At 66.1% G+C, this 24167-nt stretch carries 17 protein-coding genes; 13 read left to right on the top strand and 4 right to left on the bottom strand.

Features of this window, described 5'->3' with window-relative positions:
* Positions 1–2 precede the first annotated feature (2 nt).
* Complete coding sequence (locus DD559_RS14240; RefSeq protein WP_116469767.1) at positions 3–1649, bottom strand: alkaline phosphatase family protein; 1647 nt, start codon at positions 1647–1649, stop codon at positions 3–5.
* A 30-nt stretch (positions 1650–1679) separates the two neighbouring features.
* Here DD559_RS14240 and DD559_RS14235 point away from each other — a divergent pair, with 30 nt between their 5' ends.
* The 7 genes from DD559_RS14235 (at position 1680) to DD559_RS14200 (ending at position 12582) form a co-directional block, all read left to right on the top strand.
* Positions 1680–3755 (top strand): protein-disulfide reductase DsbD family protein, encoded by a 2076-nt coding sequence (locus DD559_RS14235; RefSeq protein WP_240610267.1) that lies wholly within the window; start codon positions 1680–1682, stop codon positions 3753–3755.
* An 86-nt stretch (positions 3756–3841) separates the two neighbouring features.
* Positions 3842–5278, top strand: a complete 1437-nt coding sequence (locus DD559_RS14230; RefSeq protein ID WP_116469766.1) for a circularly permuted type 2 ATP-grasp protein — start codon at positions 3842–3844, stop codon at positions 5276–5278.
* A 187-nt stretch (positions 5279–5465) separates the two neighbouring features.
* Positions 5466–6401, top strand: a complete 936-nt coding sequence (locus tag DD559_RS14225) for an alpha-E domain-containing protein (RefSeq protein ID WP_206364574.1) — start codon at positions 5466–5468, stop codon at positions 6399–6401.
* Entirely contained in the window at positions 6401–7210 is an 810-nt protein-coding gene (locus DD559_RS14220; protein ID WP_116469764.1) for a transglutaminase family protein, read from the top strand. The genes DD559_RS14225 and DD559_RS14220 overlap by 1 nt, the downstream gene beginning before the upstream one ends.
* 129 nt (positions 7211–7339) lie before the next feature.
* Positions 7340–8863: a fumarate hydratase gene (locus DD559_RS14215; protein ID WP_116469763.1), complete on the top strand. Its 1524-nt coding sequence runs from the start codon at positions 7340–7342 to the stop codon at positions 8861–8863.
* 4 nt (positions 8864–8867) lie between these two features.
* Positions 8868–9266 (top strand): DoxX family protein, encoded by a 399-nt coding sequence (locus DD559_RS14210; protein ID WP_116469762.1) that lies wholly within the window; start codon positions 8868–8870, stop codon positions 9264–9266.
* Between the two features lie 535 nt (positions 9267–9801).
* The gene (locus DD559_RS14200) at positions 9802–12582 is read left to right on the top strand and encodes a TonB-dependent receptor (protein ID WP_240610266.1); all 2781 of its coding nucleotides are present in this window, start codon (positions 9802–9804) and stop codon (positions 12580–12582) included.
* 113 nt (positions 12583–12695) lie between these two features.
* Here DD559_RS14200 and DD559_RS14195 read toward each other — a convergent pair whose 3' ends face one another.
* From DD559_RS14195 to DD559_RS14185, 3 genes are read right to left on the bottom strand one after another with little or no spacing between them, the layout of a single operon-like run.
* Positions 12696–13184 (bottom strand): hypothetical protein, encoded by a 489-nt coding sequence (locus DD559_RS14195; protein WP_116469760.1) that lies wholly within the window; start codon positions 13182–13184, stop codon positions 12696–12698.
* 28 nt (positions 13185–13212) lie between these two features.
* Positions 13213–13716, bottom strand: a complete 504-nt coding sequence (locus DD559_RS14190) for a hypothetical protein (protein ID WP_240610265.1) — start codon at positions 13714–13716, stop codon at positions 13213–13215.
* 32 nt (positions 13717–13748) lie between these two features.
* Entirely contained in the window at positions 13749–14390 is a 642-nt protein-coding gene (locus DD559_RS14185) for a TetR/AcrR family transcriptional regulator (RefSeq protein WP_116469758.1), read from the bottom strand.
* Positions 14391–14507: 117 nt separating this feature from the next.
* Between DD559_RS14185 and DD559_RS14180 the strand changes: the two genes are divergently transcribed.
* From DD559_RS14180 to DD559_RS14155, 6 genes are all read left to right on the top strand, one after another.
* Positions 14508–15947, top strand: coding sequence for an efflux transporter outer membrane subunit (locus tag DD559_RS14180; protein ID WP_240610264.1), 1440 nt, complete (start codon positions 14508–14510; stop codon positions 15945–15947).
* Positions 15940–17136 carry an HlyD family secretion protein gene (locus tag DD559_RS14175; RefSeq protein ID WP_116469756.1) on the top strand — a complete coding sequence of 399 codons (1197 nt, stop codon included), beginning with the start codon at positions 15940–15942 and terminating at the stop codon, positions 17134–17136. Before DD559_RS14180 ends, DD559_RS14175 begins: the two co-directional genes overlap by 8 nt.
* A gap of 12 nt (positions 17137–17148) precedes the next feature.
* Positions 17149–18678: a DHA2 family efflux MFS transporter permease subunit gene (locus DD559_RS14170; protein ID WP_116469755.1), complete on the top strand. Its 1530-nt coding sequence runs from the start codon at positions 17149–17151 to the stop codon at positions 18676–18678.
* A 757-nt stretch (positions 18679–19435) separates the two neighbouring features.
* On the top strand, positions 19436–22015 hold the full coding sequence (locus DD559_RS14165; protein ID WP_240610263.1) for a TonB-dependent receptor plug domain-containing protein: 2580 nt from the start codon (positions 19436–19438) through the stop codon (positions 22013–22015).
* Positions 22016–22082: 67 nt separating this feature from the next.
* Positions 22083–22919, top strand: a complete 837-nt coding sequence (locus DD559_RS14160; protein ID WP_116469753.1) for a sulfite exporter TauE/SafE family protein — start codon at positions 22083–22085, stop codon at positions 22917–22919.
* Positions 22920–22954: 35 nt separating this feature from the next.
* The gene (locus tag DD559_RS14155; RefSeq protein WP_116469752.1) at positions 22955–24124 is read left to right on the top strand and encodes a pyridoxal phosphate-dependent aminotransferase; all 1170 of its coding nucleotides are present in this window, start codon (positions 22955–22957) and stop codon (positions 24122–24124) included.
* Positions 24125–24167 lie beyond the last annotated feature (43 nt).

The raw sequence follows: 24167 nt of genomic DNA, 5'->3' as shown, positions 1-24167 counted from the left end.
GCTTATTTGCAGCTGTCGCCCGGTCCGGCGTCCAGATCCAGGCAGCGGCCGTCGATCTCGACGGGGACCGGCACCTTGATTAGCGCCGCAAGCGTCGGCGCGATATCCACCGTTTCCACCGACAAGGGCTGTTCGAAGCCCACCATTCCCTTGCGCCAGAACAGGATCGGCACTCGGCGATCATAATCCCAGAAGCTGCCATGGGTGGCGACATAGCCGCCGACCGGATCGAGGATCGGCGTAACGCGCGGCTTCAGCGCCACCACCAGATCGCCCGAACGCTGCGGATCATAGGAGGCGCGGGCGCGCTCCAGCAGGCTCCAGGTCTCGGGCGGGGTGTGGGCGACCGGGGTCGCTTCGATCTGCGCGCGGGTGAACACCGCCTGCACCTGTGGATTCGCCGCATAGAGCTTCACCGCTTCGGCCAGCACGGCAGCGCGCTTCGCCTGCGGCACCGCGGGCGAAACATACACGTCGCCGCCCGGCCCGCCGGCCAGCACCGCGCCGGCCAGCCCCAGCTTGGCGGCAAGCGCACGGCCGATCGCGCCGCTGGTCACGTCGGCGGCGATACGCTGCTCGGTCGGTGCCGCATGTTCGCGGTGGCGCTCGGGCAGGTCATGGCCGCCATGGTCGGCGGTCAGCACCACCTGATAGTCGACTCCCGTGCGATCCAGCGCCTCGAACAGCTGCCCCAGCGTTTGATCGAGCGAGAGCAGCTGCAGGCACATCTCGCTGCCTTCGGTGCCGTAGCTGTGGCCGACATAGTCCGTCGCCGATGCGCCCAGGATCAGCAGATCGGTATGGCCCTGCTGCCCCAGCTTCATGTCGGTCGCCAGCTTGGCACCCAACGCCAGCACGGCATCGTCGAGTTCGGGCGAGGCGCGGAACGCCTTGGCATCGCCCGCCGCGCGGGCGAAACGGCCATCGCCCACCGTCTTGTTGCCGCCAAGCGGAATGGCCCGGCTGCGCGCCTGGCAGAAGCCGGGCAGGTTCAGCGCCGGCTGCGCCTCGGCGATGCGGGCGGAGGTGGCGGCGTTGATCCTGGTCACCGCCTCGGGTGCAGCGCGGCCGGCATAGGAAACGAAGGCCTTGCCGTCCCACCACCAGAGTTCATCGACCTTGTGGCCGCCCATCATCACTGCGGCGCGATCCTTGCCCGCGACCGAGACGACCCGCGACTGCGGATCGACGGCTTTCATCCACTCGCCCAGCGTCGGCACCTTCAGATGCTTGTCGGAAACGGTGTAATGTTCCGAATCGGTGCCGGAAACGCTCTCGTCCTCGGCGCAATAGACGCGCTTGTCGGCGCGCGGCGCGGCAAAATCGGTCCAGTCGTTGGCGATGATGCCGGTACGCGAGGGATGATCCCCGCTGAGAATCGTAGAATGGCCCGGGCAGGTCTCGGTCGCGGCGTGGCTCTGATAGCCGGCCGGGAAGACCGCCCCGGTCATCAACCGGGCAAAGCCGCTGCCGAACTGCGCGCGATATTCGGCGAACAGATCGGCCGAGAACTGGTCGACCGAAATCACCACGATCAGCCTCGGCGGAGTCGCCGGCAAGGCAGCGGCGGGAGCGCTTTGCTGGGCCATGGCGGGGGTAGCGGCGGCCAGCGCCAGCGCGGCGGCAGCGAAGGGGGCAAGCAATTTCATCGGGGGCCGGCTCCGGGCACGGGAGGTTGAATGTACCCAGCTATTGTCGAACGCAGCGAACTGGGCAAGGACCGTGGCATGGCCCAGCTTCGTTTCGCTTTGATGTCGCTCCTGTTCCTCGTCGGCTACGCCGTACCGGCGACCGCACAGGGCTTTGCCAAAGGCCCGCATGTCCGCAGCGAACTCGTGGCGGAAACGTCGACGCCGAAGCCGGGCAGCGCGGTCACGCTGGCGCTGATCTCAACCCCCGATCCGAAATGGCACGCCTATTGGCAGAACCCCGGCGATGCCGGCCTGCCCGCCGAGGCGAAATGGACGCTGCCCGCCGGCGCTCGGGCGGAGGCGTTTCGCTACCCGGTGCCGCAACGGCTGTTGATCGCGGGGCTGATGAACTACGTCTATGAAGGCACCTTCGTCCGCCTGACGACGCTGCACATCCCTGCCGACGCGAAGGGCACGCTGCCGATCAAGCTCAAGCTCGACTATCTGGTCTGTACGGATACCTTGTGCGTGCCGGAAAAGGCCGATCTGGAGACCAGCATCACCATCGGCGACGGCAGGATCGAGCCGGCCACACGCGCGAAGTTCGATGGCTGGCGGGCGAAGCTGCCCCGGCCGCTCAGCGCCCCGGCCAGCTTCCAGAAGGAAGGCGGGACGCTGCGGATCGCGGTGCCCTACCCCGCCGATGCGCCTGCCAAGGATGTCTATTTCTACCCGCTGACCGCCGATACCATCGAATATGCCGCGCCGCAGACGGTCACCCGCGACGGTGATCGGCTCGTGATCGCCACCAAGGCCCGCGCTGCCCCCAGGGCACTGGAAGGCGTGCTCGCGATCGACGGCCAGGGGCTGCAACTCACCGCCACGGCCGGTGCGGTCCCCGTTGCCAAGGTCGCCAGCGCCGGAACGCCCTGGCTGGCAGCCCTTGGCGCGTTCGCGGCGGCGGTCCTGGGCGGGCTGATCCTCAACGTGATGCCGTGCGTCTTCCCGATCCTGAGCCTGAAGGCGCTGAGCCTCGCAAAGGCGAATCAGGATGCCGGCAGCCCCCGTGCCGAAGCGCTCGCCTATACGGCTGGCGTGGTGCTGGTCTGCCTCGCACTAGGCGGCCTGCTGCTGGGCCTGCGCGCCGCGGGAGCAACGGTCGGCTGGGCGTTCCAGCTGCAGGATCCGCGCGTGATCCTGGTCCTGCTGCTGCTCGTCGCCGGTATCGCCTTCAACCTTGCCGGGCTGTTCGAAATAGCCACCCCGGCCATCGTCAACCGCACCGCGAGCAAGGGCCATGGCGGCGCCTTCGCCACCGGCGCGCTGGCGGCGTTCATCGCCACGCCCTGCACCGGGCCGTTCATGGCCTCCGCGCTCGGCGCCGCACTGGTGCTGCCCTGGTTCGCCGGGCTGGCGATCTTCGGCGGGCTGGGCCTGGGCATCGCCCTGCCCTTTCTGCTGCTCGGGTTCGTGCCCGCATTCCGGCGCATGCTGCCCAAGCCGGGCGCATGGATGGCGACGATGCGGCATATCCTGTCGATTCCGATGTTCCTCACCGCGCTGGCGCTTGCCTGGGTGCTCGGCAAGCAGGCGGGGGTGGACGGCATGACGATCGGGCTGGCGGCGACGCTGCTCGCGACGCTGGGCCTTTGGTGGGCCGGCGCTCGGCAGGCCAAGGGGCGCAGCCGCGCTTGGCTGCCGGCGATGCCGCTGCTGCTGCTGGCGCTGGCGGGCGTCGGGCTGGTGCACCCTGCCCCGGCCGGCGGCCAGCCGGCAGCGATGGCCGGTGCCGAGCCGTTCAGCGAATCGCGCCTGGCGGAGCTGCGCGCGCAAGGCCGGCCGGTCTTTGCCTATTTCACCGCCGATTGGTGTCTCACCTGCAAGGTCAACGAAAAGGGGGCGATCGAAACCGCCCCCGTCGAACGCGCGCTGGCAGACGGCAAGGTGGCGGTGCTGGTCGGCGACTGGACCAATGGCGATGCGGCGCTGGGACGATTCATCGAAGCGCACAACCGCGCCGGCGTGCCGCTGTACCTTTGGTACAAGCCCGGCAAGGACACACCCGAAGTCCTCCCCCAGGTGCTGACGCAGGATCTGCTGACGGGGCTGGCGAAGGGCAAGTAACGGCCCTTCCCATTTCCCGGCTTGTGCGGCGCAACGAAGCATTGCAGCATGGCACCAGATAGCCACTCCGGCGTTTGGGAGCTCTGATGGGATCAACGGGGGCGTTCGACGAAATTTGGGGGCATGGCGGTCCGGAGGCGCCGCGCGAGGCGTTTGCGGCACTGTCGCAATGGATTGCGGAAACGCCGCCGGACGAACTGCAACGGCGGCAGCATTCGGCCGAAGCAGCGTTCCGCCAGCTGGGCATCACCTTCGCCGTCTATGGCGACAGCGACGCCGCCGAACGCATCATTCCGTTCGACATCGTGCCGCGCATCTTCCTCCGCCGGGAATGGGAGAAACTGAGCGAAGGCCTGGTTCAGCGCGTCGAAGCGATCAACGCCTTTCTCGAAGACATTTACGGCGCCCGCCGCATCCTCGACGAGGGCATCCTGCCTCCCGAGCTGGTTCTCCATAACGAACAGTTCCGCCCCGAAGTCGCCGGCATCCGGCCGCCGCACGGCGTGTGGGCGCATATCTGCGGCATCGATCTGGTCCGCACCGGGCCGGACGAATTCTACGTGCTGGAAGACAATGCCCGCACGCCCTCCGGCGTCTCCTACATGCTGGAAAATCGCGAGGCGATGATCCGGCTATGCCCGGAACTGTTCCGCGATTTCCGCGTCGCCCCGGTCGACAGCTATCCCGACATGCTCCTGGAGACGATGCGCTCCGTCGCGCCTTCGGGCCGGGCGCGGCCGGTGTGCGTCGTGCTGACGCCGGGCCATTTCAACTCTGCCTATTACGAACACAGCTTCCTCGCCGATTCGATGGGCGTCGAGCTGGTCGAGGCGGCCGATCTCGTGGTCGATGACGACATCGTCTATATGGAGACGATCGCCGGCCGCGTGCGGGTGGACGTGATCTACCGCCGCATCGACGACGACTTCCTTGATCCGCTGGTCTTCCGGCCGGATTCGCTGCTCGGCGTGCCGGGGCTGATCGCCGCCTATCGCGCGGGCAATGTCGCGCTGCTCAACGCGCCCGGCAACGGCATCGCCGACGACAAGGCAATCTACAGCTACATGCCCGAGATCGTCCGCTTCTATTCGGGCGGCGAAGCCAAGCTGCCCAATGTCGAGACGTGGCGCTGCCGCGAACCGCAGGCGCTGAAATATGTGCTCGATCATTTGCCCGAGCTGGTGGTGAAGCTGGTCGATGGCTCCGGCGGCTATGGCATGTTGGTCGGCCCCACCGCGACGCACGCGCAGATCGAAGCGTTCCGCGCCGCGCTGATCGCCGAGCCGCACCGCTATATCGCCCAGCCCACGCTCGCGCTCTCGACCGTGCCGACGCTGACCGAAAAGGGCCTGGCGCCACGTCATGTCGATTTCCGCCCGTTCGTGCTGACCGGCAGCGACAAGGTGCGCGTGGTGCCCGGCGGGCTCACCCGCGTGGCGCTGCGCGAGGGGTCGCTGGTGGTCAATTCCAGCCAGGGCGGCGGCACCAAGGATAGCTTCGTGCTGCTGGGAGACGCGGCATGAGGGAGGGTTGCACGCACCAAACGCACCATCGTCATCCCCGCGCAGGCGGGGATCCATTGGCGCTGATGCCGCAGTTCCCGCCCACAACGCACAGGCGAATGGATTCCCGCCTGCGCGGGAATGACGATGGATGTTTGGCGGACGTCGGCCTGAAAGCTGATCTGGTGGAGGAGCGCCGCCCATGATGATGCTCTCCCGCACCGCTGCCGCCCTCTACTGGCTGGGCCGCTATGTCGAGCGCGCAGACTTCATCGCGCGACTGGTGGAGGCCACCATCCGCCTGGACGCGCTCTCCCCCCGTCCCGCCGGTGAAGCGGCATGGCAGAGCGCGCTCGCCGTCAGCTATACCGACGAAGCCTTCGCCGCGACCGGCCACCCCGCGACCCAGGCGCATGTTGCCCGCTTCCTGACGCTCGACGCCGGCAACCCCGGCGCGATCATCCGCTGCCTGGAAATGGCGCGCAACAATGCCCGTGCCGTGCGCACCGCGCTCACGCGCGAGGCCTGGACCGCGATCAACCGCGCCTGGTGGCTGTTCGCGAACCGCGCCTCCACCGGCGGCGCGACCGAAACGCTCAACCTCGTCGAGCAGATCAAGGGCGAGACGCGCGGCTTCGAAGGCGCGATCCACCGGATGATGCGCAACGAAGCGACGCTGCTGATCCAGCTCGGCGCCGCGATCGAGCGGGCCGACAACACGGCGCGGCTGGTCGATGTGAAATATCATCTGCTGCTGCCGGCGGGCGAAAGCGTCGGCGGCGCGGTAGATCGCGACCAGTGGACGACGATCCTCCAGACCGTCTCCGCGGTCACCGCCTATCGCTGGCTCTATTCGGAGGGGCTGCGGCCGGACAATGTGATCGACCTGCTTGTCAGCCGCGCGGAGCTGCCGCGCAGCCTCGCCGCCTGTGTGGAGGAGAGCGTTACGCTGCTCAGCGCGCTCGCCAAGCGCACGGGGCTGCAGGGCGAAGCCGATCGCATGGCCCGCGCCCGCCTCGCCCGTATCCAGAAGGCGCGCACGCCCGACATCATCGTCGGTGGACTGCACGAATATCTGGAAACGTTCATCACCGAGAACGCGCTGCTCGACGGCGCGATCGCTCGCCAGTTCCGGTTCCTCTGATGCGCATCGCCGTCGAACACCGCTCGGTCTATCGCTTCACCCAGCCTCAGGCGCGGATCGTCCAGATGCTGCGGCTGACCCCCTGCGACACCCAGCACCAGACGGTGGTGAGCTGGATGGTCGGCGTCGATTGCGATGCGCGGCTGCGCGATGCGGTGGACGGATACGGCAATGCCGTGACCATGCTCTACGCCGAAGGGCCGATCGAGGCGATCGAGATCGCGGTCACCGGCGAGGTGCTGACCACCGACAATGCCGGGGTGGTACGCGGCGCAGCCGAGCCGCTGCCCCCTGCCCTGTTCCTGCGCACCACGGCCCGTACCGCTGCCAGCCCGGAACTGGCCGCCTTTGCGCGGGATGTGAGCGACGGGACAGGCGATCCGATCGAACGGCTGCACCGGCTCAACCAGGCGCTGCACGCGCGCTTCCGCTGCGTACCGGATGTGCCGGATACCGGGCTCACGGCGGCAGAGGCATTTGCCGGCAAGGCACAGGCGTCGCGGGATCTGGCGCAGATGTTCGTCGCGGCTGCCCGCACGCTCGATGCGCCGGCCCGCTATGTCTCGGGATACCGGCTGGACCACATGGCCCAATGCGCGCCGCATGGCTGGTGCGAAGCCTGGGTAGCCGGCCTCGGCTGGATCGGCTTCGATCCTGTTACCGGCATGTCGCCCGGCGATGGCCATGTCCGCGTGGCGGTGGGCCTCGACGCCGATGGCGCTGCTGCCATTGCCGGCCGGCGTATCGGCCATGGCGATGAAGAACTCGCGGTGGACGTGCAGGTCGATCGTCTTGGCAACGAGGAATAGGCGCAGGCCCAACGTTGCCGATACGCAACGCAGGGCGGCAATCGGTCGCAACCGCTGGCACCGCGCGCCATTGGCCGATACAGGAACCTCGAGCCCGCCCTGGGCGACACAGCATCGCAGGCACAATCCATGACCGTCCTCATCCAGGAAGCCGATCTGATCGAGAGCGTCGCCGACGCGCTCCAGTATATCTCCTATTACCACCCGATGGATTACATCCGCGCGCTGGGCGACGCCTATGAGGCCGAACAGTCCCCCGCCGCGAAGGACGCCATCGCGCAGATCCTGACCAACAGCCGCATGTGCGCGGAGGGGCATCGCCCGATCTGCCAGGATACCGGCATCGTCACGGTCTTCATCAAATGGGGCCAGAAGTGCGTGCTCAACAGCGAGCGCTCGCTGCAGGACGTGGTCGATGAAGGCGTCCGCCGCGCCTACCTGCATCCGGAGAACCGCCTGCGCGCCTCGATCCTGCGCGATCCGGCGTTCAGCCGCGTCAACACCAAGGACAATACGCCCTGCGTGCTCAACGTCGAGATGGTCCCCGGCGACCATGTCCATGTCGAGCTGGCGGCCAAGGGCGGCGGCTCGGAGAACAAGTCGAAGTTCGCGATGCTCAACCCGAGCGACTCGATCGTCGACTGGGTGCTCGAAATGGTCCCGAAGATGGGCGCCGGCTGGTGCCCGCCGGGTATGCTCGGCATCGGCATCGGCGGCACCGCCGAAAAGGCCGTGACGCTCGCCAAGCAGTCCCTGATGGGGGACATCGATATGGCCCAGCTCAAGAAGCGGGGCCCGCAGAACGATATCGAGCGGCTTCGCATCGAGATCTTCGACAAGGTCAATGCGCTCGGCATCGGCGCGCAGGGCCTGGGCGGCCTCTCGACGATCCTCGACGTGAAGATCCTCGACTATCCGACGCACGCGGCGTCCAAGCCGATCGCGATGATCCCCAACTGCGCCGCCACCCGCCACGCGCATTTCAGCCTCGACGGCAGCGGCCCGGTCTATCTCGATCCGCCGAGCCTCGACGAATGGCCGAAGGTGGAATGGGCGCCGTCGAAGGAATCGATCCGCGTCGACCTCGACACGCTGACTCCGGAAGTGGTGGCGAGCTGGAAGCCGGGCGACCGGCTGCTGCTCAACGGCAAGATGCTCACCGGCCGCGACGCCGCGCACAAGCGCATCCAGGACATGCTGGCCAAGGGCGAGGAACTGCCCGTCGATTTCAAGGGCCGGGTGATCTATTATGTCGGCCCGGTCGATCCGGTGCGCGACGAGGTGGTCGGCCCGGCCGGCCCCACCACCGCGACCCGCATGGACAAGTTCACCGATATGATGCTGGCCCAGACCGGGCTGATCGCGATGGTCGGCAAGGCGGAGCGTGGGCCCGTGGCGATCGAGGCGATCCGCAACCACAAGGCGGCCTATCTGATGGCGGTGGGCGGCGCGGCCTATCTCGTCGCCCGCGCGATCAAGGACGCCCGCGTCGTCGGCTTTGCCGATCTCGGCATGGAAGCGATCTACGAGTTCGACGTGAAGGACATGCCGGTCACCGTCGCGGTGGATGCGACCGGCGAGAGCGTCCACCACACCGGCCCGCTGGTGTGGCGCGAGAAGATCGCCAAGGAGCGGCTGCTCCAGTCGGCATAAGTCCATGGGTACGCCAGCCGAGAGACCGTGGCGCCTTTATGGTCGCGTGTTGCTGGCGTGCCTGTACCTGTTGGCGGGCGTGCTGCACCTGTGGGTGCCGCGCCCGTTCCTGGGCATCACGCCCGCCTGGGTACCCCATCCCGAAATGGTGATCGCGCTCACCGGCGCCTGCGAAATCGCCGGCGCGATCGGGCTGTTCACCGTCCGGCTGCGGAAGTTCGCGGGCGCGATGCTGGCGCTCTATGCGCTGTGCGTCTTCCCCGCGAACGTCCAACATGCGGTACAGGATCTTTCCACCGGCACCGGGCTAGGCTGGGTCTATCATGTCCCCCGGCTATTTGCGCAGCCCCTGCTCTGCTGGTGGGCACTATGGGCCGCTGGTCCCTGGCAGCCGCGCCGCTAGCGCATTTTCAAGTTGACCGGGGACGGTCAACGGCTCGGAAAATGCGGCAATCAACAATTTAGAGCGTCTTCGCCCAAGGTGAAAACGCTCAGGTCGATCCCGGCCCCGCAGTTCCTGCCACCGCTGTTTCCTCGAACCCGTGTGACGGCTCCGTCGGCACGGCAAACTCGCGCGCGGACAATCGGTGATCAATCGATATGTCTGACAAACATGCTGGACATAAACTTTCTTCTGTGCAAGTTTACTTTCACATATGGAGCAAAGATGCAGTCGAACGCGGACAACGCGTCGGCCGGCATCCGCGTAGCGACGATCTGTGCCAACGCCCGCAAGCCGGGCAGCATCGTCGTCGCCAGCGCGCACGGAGGGGAGACAGCGTACCGCCAACCACCTGATTCTCGGCATTTCAGGCCCAGCGCCGCGAGAGGCGCAATCGACACCGCAGCCACAAGATGCGCGATCCGCGCCACGATGTTCTGCGCTTGATTTCAATCGGTTCCAAAAGCGAATCCGGCATATGACAGGGGAGATTCCAATGAAGAACATGCAATTGCACCGCACGGCACTGCTCGCCGGCACCATCGCGGTGGTGCTCGCCGCGCTGCCGGCCGTTGCGCAGACGACAACCGCAAGCACCGCCGAGCCGGCCGCCGCAGGCGATCCCGATGCCGCGATCGTCGTTACCGGCCTGCGCGCCTCGCTCCAGTCGGCAAGCCAGCTCAAGCGCAATTCGGAATCGATCCTGGATGCGATCGTCGCGCAGGACATTGGAAAATTGCCGGACAATCAGGCGATCGAAGCCCTCGCCCGCCTGCCCGGCGTGCAGGTGACGCGCAGCGACGACGAGGCCAATGGCATCCTGGTCCGCGGCCTGCCCAATGTGATGACCACCTTCAACGGGCGCGAACTGTTCACCGTGGAGAACCGCCGCGCCAATCTGCAGGATTTCCCGGCCGGCGCGCTGGCGGGGATCGAGGTCTATAAATCCGCGACGGCGGATCTGGTCGATCCGGGCCTGGCCGGTCTCATCAACGTCCGCACGCGCCGCCCGTTCGACTTCAAGGGGCTGGAGCTGGCCGGCAGCATCCGCGGTGCCTGGAACGAGCAGACCAGGAAGATCGACCCCACCTACAACCTGATGCTGAGCGATCGCTGGACCACCGGCATCGGCGAGATCGGGCTGCTGGTGAACTATTCGCTGGTGCAGACGCGCTATCGCAACGCCGTGCGCTTCATCAACAGCGACGTGACCACGATCGATCGCGGCAACACCGACCCCGCCGACGACGTGGTGGTGACCACGCCGGGCGTCGGCGGCAACGTGCATGTGCCGAACGAAATCGGCCTCTATTACAGCCGCGGCAAACGCGTGCGCCCATCGGTGAACAGCGCCTTCCAGTGGCGCCCGTCCGAGAATTTCGAAATGTATGTCGAAGGCCTGTGGCAGGGCTATCGCGGCGAGAGCGCGAATGACCGGTTCGGCAGCAATCTGGTCGATCGCAGCGACGAGGGCCTGCGCGCCACCTTCAGCAACGTCGTGCTCGACCCCAAGGACCCGACGCGGATCACCCGCCTGAGCAAGAGCGGCGGCAAGCCGGGCGAAACCTATCGATCGACCACGAACGACCAGGGCGACACCTATCAGGCCGCCACCGGCTTCAAATGGAACACCGGCCGCGCCGAAATCACCGGCGAGGGTGCCTGGACCAAAAGCGTCTATACCTGGAAGACCTACAGCCTCGACGGACAGACCCGCACCTCGCCCACGCTCGACGTGGACTTCGATCGCAACAACGGCGTGTCCTTCGCCCTGCCCGGCTTTGCGGCGCTGGAGCCCGCCAACTGGAACTGGCGCGGCTTCTATGACAGCCGCGGCCGTTCGGAAGGCGCCGGCACCCAGTGGCGGCTGGACGTAAAGCTCGACACCGACTGGGCGGTGGTGAAGCGGCTCGATTTCGGGATGCGCGCCACCACCCACACCGCCCGCACCCGCTCCGGCGATCGCTATGCCTGGACCGCGCCGTTGGGCATCCCGCTCGCCTCGCTCCCGGTCGGCCCGCTCGAAGTGGTCAGCGACGGTTTCCGCGGCAACGACCAGCCGTTCCGCAACTGGCTCACCCCCAGCCGCAACGGCATCCGCGACAATTACGAGAAGCTGCGCCTCGCTTCGTACGAGGCGATGAAGAAGCTCGACTGGGCGAGCGATGTCGCCAACTGGAGCACGCCGGAGGCGCAGATTCCACCGCGCAGCGGCTTCGACGCCAGCGAAAACAGCTATGCAGCCTATGCGCAGAGCCGCTTTGATCTTGAACCCGCCGGCGCCCCGATCGACGGCACGCTCGGCATCCGTATCGTCAACACCGATGGCCAATATTCGGGTACGTTCCAGCAGACAGACGCCAACGGCGTGATGACGCTGGTACCGCTGACGACCCGCCAGAATTATGTGAACGTGCTGCCGACCTTCCAGGCGCGGTGGAAGATCACGCCGAAGCTTCAGCTCCGCGTCGGTGCGACGCGAACCTTCACCCGCCCGTCGTTCGGCGATCTCAATCCCACGCGCACCATCTCGATCGTCAATCCCACGCGCAACCCGAACGAGACCCGCGCCGCCTTTGTGAACAGCGGCAACCCTGATCTGAAGCCGCTCACCTCCGACAATTACGACGTCAGCCTGGAATATTATTTCGGGAATGCCGGCTCGGCATCGGCGGCCGTTTTCCGTCGCGACGTGGAGGGCTTCATCAACACCTACACCCGCGACATCCAATATGGGAACTACGGCCTGGTCAGCCTCACCCAGCCGGAAAATGCCGGCAAGGGGAAGATCCAGGGCGTCGAGGTGGCCGGACAGACCTTCTTCGATTTCCTCCCGGGCTGGCTTTCCGGCTTCGGGGTTCAGGCCAATCTGACCTATCTCGATGCACAGAACGCGCTTCCCCGCGCGCTGGGCACCGGCGCCCCGATGGTTCGGATGACCGGCGTGTCGAAATGGACCTACAACCTGGCAGGCTTCTACGAAAAGGGCCCGCTGGCGGTGCGGCTTTCCTATAATCGCCGCAGCGGCTGGGTGAACAGCTACAGCCGCAACAGCAACGAGAGCCAATATGCGGGCGAGTTGGCGCGGCCGGTTTCGCGACTCGATTTCTCGACTTCGTACGAATGGAACAAGAACGTGACGCTCACTTTCGAAATGAGCAACATTCTCGCGCAACCGTATGAAAACTACCGCTACTACAGCCAGACGGCCTTTTATTCACGCGACGTGCGCGACGAAGGTCGGTTCATGTCGCTGGGCGCACGCTTCAAATTCTGAGCGGGCCGCCTGTGCTGCCGGGGCACCGATCCACGCCCCGGCAGTGCCCTGGCGCGTCTTCTGACGTCGCATTTTCCGATCCGTCGACCATACATGCTTCTTCAGAAGACGCTCTAGGACCGCGGCGATGCAAGGGAGCGCCCGGCCGCGAGGCGCTTGCGGCAGCGCGCCACTACCGTCTCGAACACCGGGCCCGCCACCGCCCCGCCGAACAGATAGATCGAGGTGGCAGCCACATCGAATCGGTGCCCGGTAAGCCCGATCGCAAAGCCGCGCGAAAGGGATTCCGGCAGGAACGCGATGGTGGCCGCGACCGCACCCACCCCGATCGCCCCACCGATCAGATAGCGCCTCGTCCGGGTCAGCCCCGAAACCCGATCCAGCAGCAGAAGGCCGAAAAGCAGAAGGCCGCCGACCATCAGCTTCGCGGCAGGCCCGACATCGTCGGCGACCTTCCAGGCCGTGGCCGGCAGCCGATCGAAGCCCGTCCCGATCGCTGCCGCGCCCGGAGACATACCCAAATAGGCGATGAGAAGGCTCGGCAGGAAAACCGCCGTAACCCAGGCCCCGATCCAGGCCCCGAACACGCATCGAAACGCCATCAACCCCTCCCAACGCAGCGATGCCACCCTATTCCGGCAGGATGCGAACGCGCCTTTTGCCCCAATAGCTGAGATCGATCGAGAAATGGATCGGCGCCCCCTTGCGGGTCAGGATCATCTGATCCCCCCGCCCACCCGCGCCGGTATATTCATAGGTCCAGCCCTGTTTCTTCAGCGCGTCGGTGACCTTCAGCACTGCGGACTGGTCGCGATCGTGCCACAGCGTGATCTGGCGGAAGCCGCCACTGCCGTCACCGCCGGCCAGGTCCAGCGCCGCCTCATACGGCCCCTCGCCCAGCAGCATCACGCCCGAGCGGCGGCAGCGGAGATGCGCCCCATCCATCTGGATGCAGGTGACGAACCCGGCGCGCTTCGCGTCGGCCAGGCTGCCGCGTACCGGCAGGTCCGCATAGGCCAGCGACGGCGGGGCCGACTCGGGCGTGGCCGATTGGCATCCCGCAAGGAGCAACGGCAGCGCGGCGCTGACGGCCCTGCGCAACGGGCAGCGGCGGTTCTGATCGGATGCCGGCACCTCTTCCCCTCCGCTCTTGCCCTTGGGAGAGCCTAGACTGCCGCCGGCTCCGGTGCAAAGGCACGCAGGAAGAAGTCGACGATATAATCCGCCTCTTCTTCGATTTCGGCATCGCTGAACTGATAGCCGAGCATCGCCCGCTGATGCGATCCCATGGTCAGGCTCGTCAGCGCGAAAGCCGCTCGCAGCGGATCCGCGGTACGCAACTGGCCCTTGCGCATCGCATCTTCCAGATACGCCGCCACAATCTCGCGGGTGCGCTGCGGCCCCCGACGAAAGAAGATCGCGCCCATTTCCGGCGAACGCTCCACCTCCGCATGGATCACCCGATGCAGCCGGGTCGCATCCTTCGAGGTCACCTTGCGCAGCAGGCTGCGGACGAATTCGCACAATGTCGCCTGAAGATTGTCCGACGGGACCAGCAGGTGCATGACCTGCTCGCGATATTCGCGCGTGACTTCATCGACGCACGCATCGAACAACTCTTCCTTCGACGCGAAATAGCTCCACAGCGTGCCTTTGGAACCGCCCAGTTCCGCCGCGATGGCGGACATGGATACGGCGACATAGCCATTCTCCATGAAATGCCGCTTGGCGATCGCGATGATCGCTGCACGGCGATCCTGCTTCCTAGCCTCGCGCTTGCCCATGCACTTTGGGGTAACGATCTCCATAACCGTACTATAGGGTACGATTTTCTATTGACAAGGGCGAACCCGCATCCCATCTGGAACTCGTACCCACTAGTACGGTTTTTCCAGGCCATGATGAGTCGTTTTCCTACACGGCACTTGTTGCTGTCTGCAGCCGCCGCCTCCGTGGTGGCCGCATGCGCGCCGGTGCCCAATCTCGGTGCCCGTCCCGAAGTGCGTGCGGCGGACAGCTATGTCGCCAGCCAGTCGTTCGCCGCCGCCGCACCGTCGCAATGGCCTGCTACCAACTGGTGGGCCGCCTATAACGATCCGCAGCTCAACGCATTGATGGAAGAGGCCTTTCGCGGTGCGCCCAACCTCGCCGCCGCCGCCGCGCGGCTGCGCGCTGCCCAGGCCTATGCCGTGCAGGCCGGCGCCGCGGGCCTGCCGCGGGTCGATGCCAGCGGGTCTGCCGCCGCCAACCAGATCAACACCGGCAACGGGCTGCCGATCAAGATCCCGTCCGACGTGCAGACGATCGGCTATGGCACGCTGAATCTTGGCTTCGATCTCGATCTGTGGGGCAAGAACCGCGCCCAGCTCGCCGCCGCCACCTCCGAAGCGGAAGCGGCGCGGCTGGAACTGGAACAGGCGCGCCTCGCGCTGTCGACCAACATAGCCGCCGCCTATGCCGATCTCGCACGCCTGGCCGCCGATCGGCAGGTGCAGGAACGCGCGCTGCAGGTCCGGCTCGAAACCCAGAAGCTCGTCACCGATCGCGTGACCAACGGGCTCGAAACCCGCGCCGAGGAAAAGCAGGCCGCGGCCGCCGTACCAGCGGAGCGCGCGCAGCTCGCCGGTATCGACGAGCAGATTGGCCTCACCCGCAATCGCCTTGCCGCACTGCTCGGCCAGGGGCCGGATCGCGGTCTATCGATCGCGCTGCCGACGGCGCCGACGGAGGCCCGCGGCCTCCCCGCCGACGTGACGACCGATCTGATCGGCCGCCGGCCGGACATCGCCGCCGCGCGTGCCCGCGTCGAAGCCGCCGCCAGCAAGATCAAGGTGGCGCGCGCCGCCTTCTATCCGTCGATCCGCCTCAGCGCGCTCGCCGGCTATGGCGCGCTCGGCCTCGATAATCTGGTCAAGGGTAACGGCGCCTCGGTGTTCCAGGCCGGCCCGGCGATCAGCCTGCCGATCTTCCATGGCGGCGAACTGCGCGGCCAATATGCCGGCGCTCGCGCCGCCTATGACGAAGCCGTGGCGAATTACGATAACAGCGTCACCACCGCCTATCACGATGTCGCGGATGCAGTGACGAGCCAGAAGGCACTGGCCACGCGGCTTTCCGAAAGCCGCCAGGCGCTTGCCGATTCCGAACAGGCCTATGCAATCGCACGGCAACGCTATGAAGGCGGGCTGTCGCGGTTTCTCGATGTTCTGACCGCCGAGGAGAGGGTGTTGCAGAACCGCCAGATCGTCGCCGAGCTGGAGGCGCGTGCGTTCGCGCTCGATGTCCAGCTCGTCCGCGCGCTCGGCGGAGGCTTTTCCACCAACAATGCGGCAACTGCCGCTTCCGAGGTCCCGACCCATGGCTGACGCAGAACCCGCCATCCACTCCGCCCGCTCCGATTCCGATCGGAAGACGCCTGCCCCCGCCGCCGCCGCCGCCACCGTCGATGCCGACGAAGGTAGCCGCAAGTCGCTGCGAAAGCGCCTGATGCTCGGCATTGGCGGCCTCGTGCTGGTCACGAGCCTTGGCTATGGCGGCTATTATGCCGCCGTCGGCAGCCATTATGTGAGCACGGACAACGCCTATGTCGGCGCCGACAGCGCCAGCATCACGCCGATGACCGGCGGCCAGGTGCTCCGCGTCGCGGTATCCGACACGCAGGCGGTGAAGAAGGGCGACGTGCTCGTCCAGATCGATGACAGCGACGCCAGGATCGCGCTGGCCCAGGCCGAGGCGGATCTCGCCCGCGCCACCCGCCAGTTCGGCCAGACCGCGGCGACCAGCGATGCCCTCGCCGCGCAGGTGCAGGCACGCGAGGCGGATATCGCCCGCGCGCGCGCGCAGGTGATCGCTGCACAGGCCGATTTCGAGAAGTCGCGCATCGATCTCGCCCGCCGCCAGAAGCTGGCACCGAACGGTGCGGTTTCGGGCGAGGAACTGACGTCCGCAACCAACGCCTTCCAGGCCGCGCGCGCCAATCTGGAACTGGCCAAGGCCGGGCTCGCCCAGGCCACCTCCACGCGCGTGGCGGCCAGTGGCCAGCTGGCAGCGAACGAGGCGCTGGTGCGCGGCACCAATGCCAACACCGCGCCGGAAGTGCTCGCTGCCCGCGCCAAGGTGGAACAGGCCAAGCTCGATCTCGCCCGCACGGTGATCCGCGCGCCGTTCGACGGCGTCGTCACCCGGCGCGCGGTGCAGGTCGGCCAGCGGGTGGCGCCGGGCGCGCAGTTGATGCTGATCGTGCCGCTCAACCAGCTCTATGTCGACGCCAACTTCAAGGAAGGCCAGCTCACCCGGGTGAAGGTCGGCCAGCCGGTGACGCTGACGTCGGACCTCTATGGCAGCGGCGTCGAATATCATGGCCGCGTCGTCGGCTTCTCGGGCGGCACCGGTTCTTCCTTCGCGCTGATCCCGGCCCAGAACGCGACCGGCAACTGGATCAAGGTGGTCCAGCGCCTGCCGGTCCGCGTCGCGCTCGATCCGAAGGAACTGCAGGCGCACCCCTTGCGCGTCGGCCTGTCGATGGATGCCGAGATCGATACCTCGGCCAAGTAAGGACATCCTATCATGAGCGGGCAGATGCAGCGCGGCGGCTTCCTGTCGGGGCCGTCGCTGATCCTTGCCGGCGCGGTGCTGGCGCTGACCAACTTCATGGTCGTGCTGGATACCACCATCGCCAACGTCTCGGTGCCGCACATCGCCGGCAGCCTGGGCATTTCGGCGAGCCAGGGGACCTGGATCATCACCTCCTACGCCGTCGCCGAAGCGATCTGCGTGCCGCTCACCGGCTGGCTCGCCGGCCGGTTCGGCGTGGTACGGGTCTATATCGTCGGCATGATCGGCTTCGGCCTGTTTTCGGTGCTGTGCGGCATGTCGACCACGCTCGGCATGCTGGTTGCCTGCCGTATCGGCCAGGGGCTGTGCGGCGGTCCGCTGATGCCGCTTACCCAGACGTTGCTGCTGCGCATCTTCAAGCCAAGCCAGCACGCCCAGGCGATGGGCCTGTGGGCGATGACCACCGTCGTCGCCCCGATCCTCGGCCCGATCGCCGGCGGCACGATCAGCGACAACTGGTCGTGGCACTGGATCTTCTTCATCAACATTCCTGTGTGCGCGCTGTGCGTGTTCGGCGGGCTGCGCCTGCTCACACGCGCCGAAACGCCGACCGAAAAGCTCTCGGTGGACAAGGGCGGCCTGGCGCTGCTCGTCCTGTGGATCGCCGCGCTGCAGATCATGCTCGATCTCGGCCGCGAGCATGACTGGTTCAACAGCACCGCGATCGTCTGGCTGGGCGTGGTCGCCGCGGTCGGCTTCCTGATATTCCTCGCCTGGGAAATTACCGAGAAGAACCCGATCGTCGATCTGCGCGTGTTCCGGCATCGGGGCTTCACCGTCTCGGTGATTTCGCTGAGCTTCGCCTTCGCAACCTTCTTCGCGTCCGCCGTAATCATCCCGCAATGGCTCCAGTCGAGCCAGGGGTACACCGCCACCTATGCCGGCTATGCCACCGCCTTTTCAGGCGTGGCGGCGGTGTTCATGTCGCCGGTGGTCGCCAAGCTTTCGGGCAAGGTCGATCCCCGATTGCTGGTTTCGGCCGGGGTGTTGTGGCTCGGCCTGTCGTCGCTGCTCCGTGTCTATTGGAACAGCCAGGCCGGCTTCTGGACGTTCGCCTTCCCCCAACTTCTGCAGGGTTTCGGGATGCCGTTCTTCTTCATCCCGCTAACCACGCTCGCGCTGGGATCGGTGCTGCCGGAGGAAACCGCCTCCGCCGCCGGCGTGATGAGCTTCCTGCGCACCATGGCAGGCGCGATCGGCACCTCGATCTCGACCAGCATCTGGGACAACAGCACACGGGTGGCCCGCAGCGAGATCGTTTCGCGGATGCACACCGATCCGACGCTGAATGCGTTGTCGGCGCAGGGTTTCTCGGTCGATCAGGTGCGCAGCGTCGTGGCCCGGCTGGTCGATCAGGAAAGCCTGACGCTGGCGACGACCCATATCTTCCTGCTGTCCGCGATCATCTTTGTCTTCGCTGCAGGCATCATTTGGTTCACGCCGCGCCCAACCCGCGCGGTCGATACCAGCGCCGCACATTGACCCATTGCTGCGCACCGCGTGTCGTTCTTGCAACGACACGCGGAGATGTGTGCCTGCAACAGCACAAAAGTTACAAAAATACGTCATTCGCGCATTGACAGCCCCCGCCCCCCGGCTAGCTTGTTCGAAGCAAAGAAAAACGTTCCTGGGGCGGATGTTTGACGGCGATTTTGATCCGATAACGGGGTGATCAAATGGCCGACCATTTTCAACACTGCATCGCTGCCTTGCCAGGGTCGCACATGCCTGCGGAACATATGTGTCTCGCCTGAGCGATTGTGGCGCGTGCATCGCGTTTTCGTGCCCGCCGGCCTTTGACGGCAGTCTTTCGGCTCGAACGCGCCGCCATGCGATGTAAGCGTGCGGGAACGGTAAGAATGTGCCGTTCCGCTTCGGCCCTGCCGCAATAGCGGTATTGCCACCGCCCCGAAGGGCGGGGCAGCACGGGTCCGGTAGTAGTTACTATTGGTAGGACCATGCCGAGTTCCCGGCTGCGGGGCGCGGTTGGTGACGTGCGGCCACCGCTCCGGGCGTGGCGCGCACAGCGTATCCCAGTGCCGATCGAACCGCTCCGAAGCACCGTGCTTTCGGGAAAGAGCCTCTGCGTCACGGCGCGGTTCGGCGGCACCGGGATACGGGCGGACAGGAAGAACGAAAACAAGCGGCAAAAGCCGCGTCCAGGAGCGAACGAGCGTCAACCATCAGCCTCGGGGGGCACGATCGAATGCACTTTCGCGATACAGGTTCGTTTACGGCGTTGGCCGTCACGCTGGCGCTCGCCGCGACACCGGCGTTCGCCCAGGATGGCGCAGCGCCGCCCCCGGATGGTGGCGACATCATCGTCACCGGAACCCGCGTCACCGGCCTGCGCGCCGCCGACAGCCCGGCACCGATTCAGCTGCTGAGCGCCGCCGAACTGGCCCGCACCGGCCAGCCAGACCTGATCCAGGCGCTCGCCCAGAACTTGCCGAGCGTGCAGGCCCAGGCCTTTGGCAGCGATCTCCAGGCGCACAACCTGCAGATGAAGCTGCGCGGCCTGAGCCCCAACCACACGCTGATCCTGTTGAACGGCAAGCGGCGCCACGGCACCGCCAACGTCTCGATCGCAGGCGGCCCTTATGGGGGCAGCGCCGCACCCGACATCAGCTTCATCCTGCCGCTGTCGATCGATCATATCGAAGTGCTGCAGGACGGTGCCGCTGCGCAATACGGTACCGATGCGATCGCTGGCGTCATCAACATCATCCAGAAGAAGGCCGATCACGGCGGCATGATCACCGCCACCGGCGGCCGCTATTTCGATGAAGGCGGCAAGACCTATGCGGTCTCCGCCAATGTCGGCTTCGCGCCGATCGAGAACGCCTTCGTCAACGTGACGGTGGAGAAGAAGAAGAAGGGCTTCAGCTTCCGCGGCGACATCAACCCCCAGGTCTTCGGCGACAATGCCGTCGCCCGACGCTACCTCTCGCTGTACCCGGCGATCCGCACGCTGCCCAATTATCCGTACACCAACCGCATCATGGGCGATCCGTCGATCGAGCAGACCTCGGTGATGGCCAATGCCGGCTATGACTTTGGCGGCGGCTACGAACTCTATGCCTTCGGCAGCTACGGCCACAAATATGCCCGCGCCTATGAGAATGTCCGCACGCCGGACGTAATCGTCAGCGCCGCCGGCGTCCCCTTCTACCCTGCCGGTTTCCAGCCGCTCGAGGCCATTCGCGAGACCGATTATGCCGTCACCACCGGCTTCAAGGGCCCGCTGGGCGCCGGCACGTTCGACATCGCCTCGACTTATGGCGACGATTTCGTCGGCGTGCATGTCGAGAATTCCGGCAACGCGCAGCTCTATCGCGCCACCGGCTTCACGCCGACCGAGTTCCACAATGGCGACTTCAAGGCCAGCCAGTGGACCAACACGCTCGACCTCACCTACCCGATCGAACTGGGCCTGGCCGAGCCTGCCAACCTCGCCGGCGGCCTGGAGTGGCGACGCGATACCTATGGCATCGTCTCGGGCGATCCCGCCTCCTATTATGGCGGCGGCGCCCAGTCCTTTTTTGGCTATAGCCCGAACGATGCCGGCAACCACCGCCGCACCAACTTCTCGCAATATCTCGATCTCAGCATCAAGCCGGTCGCGGCGTGGCTGATCGACGGCGCGATCCGCCATGAGCATTACAGCGACTTCGGCGACACCACGGTGTTCAAGCTGACCAGCCGCTACGACCTGTCGGACGCCTTCGCGATCCGCGGCACCGTCTCCACCGGCTTCCGCGCGCCGACACTGGCCGAGGGTTTCTATTCGGGCATCAACGTCGCTCCCAGCGGCATCTCGGGCGTGCTGCCGGCCAATTCGGCGGCGGGCGCGGCGCTCGGCTTCGGCGGCCTCAAGCCGGAAAAGTCGACCAACTTCAGCGCCGGCTTCGTCTTCCACCCCGCCAAGCGCCTGAGCGTGACCATCGACGGCTACTGGATCGACATTCGCGACCGGATCCTGATCTCCAGTTCCTTCTACGGCTTCCGCGGCCAATATTGTCCCCAGGGCTATGCCGGTTCGAATGCCAGCCGCTGCGTCGCCTACAATGCCGACAACTATCTGACCTACAACCAGACTTCGGTGTACAACGCCGTCGCCACCGCGCTCGGCGGCTCGATCCCCAGCTATGTGCTGCTCGACGTCAATGGCGAGCGGAACATCGACGGATCGGTGGCGGTGCAGACCTTCGTCAACGGCGCCAAGGTGCGCACGCGCGGCATCGACTTCACTGCCAACTATGCGTCGGACTTCGGCGATTTCGGTACCGTCGACTGGTCGCTGACCGCCAATTACAATGAGAACCAGGTGCGCGGCATCTCCGGCCTCCCGGCGCCGCTCTACGTCAACCGCACCGATCCCAGCCGATCCGCGCTGATCGATCGCTACAGCCTGGTGCAGCTGGAAAACAGCACCCCCAAGTTCCGCGCGACGCTGGGCGCCTTCTGGAAGCGCGGCATCTTCAGCCTCAACCTGCGCGAAAGCTACTACTCCCGTGTCTATGCGCTGGAATCGACGCCCGGCAACAGCCCGCTGCGCGGTGCCGACACCATCGTCCCGGTCAACGCCGCCTTCATCACCGATGCCGAGCTGACCGTGCAGGTGCTGAAACCGGTCAGTCTCTCGATCGGCGCCAACAATCTGTTCAACCATTATCCGACCGAGCGATCCGCGGAAAATATCCGAAACCCCCAGCTGATCTCCGGCTCGCGCGCCTATTCGAGCAACCTCTATCCGACGATCTCGCCCTACGGGATCAACGGCGGATATTATTACGGCCGGATCAGCGTGAAATTCTAAGTAACCGCCGGCCGGAAGCAGGCCTTCCGGCCGGCCTGTCGCGTACGAGAACATAGGTTCGGGAGTGATGCACTTGCTACCATCTTCACTGGATTGGCTGATCCCGCTGCTGGGTCTGCTGGTCGCCGGGCTCGCTGCCGGTTTCGCCGGCGGCGTATTCGGCATTGGCGGCGGCTTCGTCGTCGTGCCTGCCCTGCTCGTCATGCTGCCGCTGCTGGGCGGCGAGCATCATCAATATGCCCATGTCGCGATCGGCACCTCCGCCGCGACGATCATCATCACCTCGATCCGATCGGTGATGAGCCACAACAAGCGAGGCTCGGTCGATTTCGAGATCCTCAAGACCTGGGCGCCCTGGGTGGTGCTGGGCGACGGCATCGGCGTGCTGCTCGCCAGCCATGTCGACGGACGCGTGCTCACCATGGTGTTCGCCAGCGGGGTACTGCTGATGTCGGTCAACTTCCTGGTGCCGCGGCTGGGCAACCGGGTGATCAGCGATACGATGCCGATGGGCGTCGCCCGCGTCGCCATCGCCGGGGGCCTGGGCACCTTCTCGTCGCTGCTCGGTATCGGCGGCGGCACCATCGCGATCATGGTGATGACGTTGTGCGGCCGATCGATCCACCGCGCCGTCGGCACCGCCTCCGGCATCGGCACGCTGATCGCCATCCCCAGCGCGATCGGCTTCGCGATCATCGGCCTGCGCGAACCCGGCTTGCCCTGGGGCTCGCTGGGGTTCGTCAACCTGCCGGCGACGCTCGCCATCGCCTCGATGTCGATGCTCACCGCGCCGCTCGGGGTCGCCGCCGCCCATGCCTTGCAGCCGGCCATGCTGAAGCGGGTCTTCGGCATTTACCTCATCGTGATTTCCTTCGTGATGTTCCACAACGCGCTCAAATTCTGACGCGCGACTTCAAGCCGTTCAGGGAGACTATCGCCATGACCATCCTCGAAGTCCTCAAGACCCCCGAAGTTCAGGACGATCTTCGCGAACGCGGCTATTCGCGCCGCGATCTGGGCCGGATCGCCGCCCTGCTCGGCGGCGGCGTCGCGCTCAGCCGCGCCGCGCCGGCCTTCGCCCAACAATCGGCCAAGGCAGTGATCGGTGCCGTGCGCATCGGATCGAACGAATGCTGGACCGGGCCGCTGCCGGCGGGCGCCCGGGCCGCGATGAAGATCGTGATGGAAGGCAATCGCTACGAACCGAATGACGAACATGCCAAGCTGTTCGCCGCGGTCTCTGCGGTGGAAGGCCTGCCCGCCACGCATATCAAGGCATGGCCGGGCTCCAGCGATCCGCTCAACCGTGCCGCCGTCACCTTCGCGTCACCGACGCGCGGAATCGTCACCGCGGACCCCACCTATGAGCAGATCTGGCGCACCGCCGCCTGGATCGGTGCGAAGGTGAGCAAGGCACCGCTCGGCCCGCAATATCAGCATGACGTGAAGGCGATGCTGGCGGCCGATCCAAACGCCGGGCTGTATTATGTCTGCTCGCCGAACAACCCCACCGGCACGCTGACGCCGATCGCGGACATCGTGTGGCTGGCGGAGAACAAGCCCAAGGACGCGGTGCTGATCGTCGACGAAGCCTATATCCACTTCGCCGATGCGCCCAACGCCGCCAAGCTGGTCGCCGCGCGTGACGACGTGCTGGTGATGCGCACCTTCTCCAAGCTGTTCGGTATGGCGGGGATGCGACTCGGCCTCACCTTCGCGGCGCCGTCGCTGCACGAGAAGATGATGCGGTACGACGGGATGCAGGTGACGAACATGCTGCCGATGACGGCGGTGGCGTGCGGAACCGCTTCGATCCCGCTCGCCAGCGAGATCAAGGCACGACGCGACGAGATGATCGCGGTGCGGGAACGGGCGATCGCCCACCTCCAGAATCGCGGCCTGAAGGTGCTGCCCGGCAGCCACGCCAACATGTTCATGACCGAATGGAAGGGCAAGGCGCCGAAGGAAATGATGGCCGCGCTGCTCGCGCAGAAGGTGCAGATCGGCCGCTCCTGGTCTGCCTATCCCACCATGTCGCGCGTTACCGTCGGCTCGGCCGAGGATATGCAGAAATTCGCCCTCGCGGTGGACAAAGTACTGCTCGCCTGATCCATTCCCTTCCCGGCTGCGCGGCCCGCTCCCGCGCAGCCCC

The sequence above is a fragment of the Sphingomonas pokkalii genome (genome assembly GCF_003096275.1).
Classification (GTDB): domain Bacteria; phylum Pseudomonadota; class Alphaproteobacteria; order Sphingomonadales; family Sphingomonadaceae; genus Sphingomonas; species Sphingomonas pokkalii.
The sequence above is the reverse complement of the archived record's forward strand: the minus strand, read 5'-3'. Positions and strand labels throughout refer to the sequence as shown.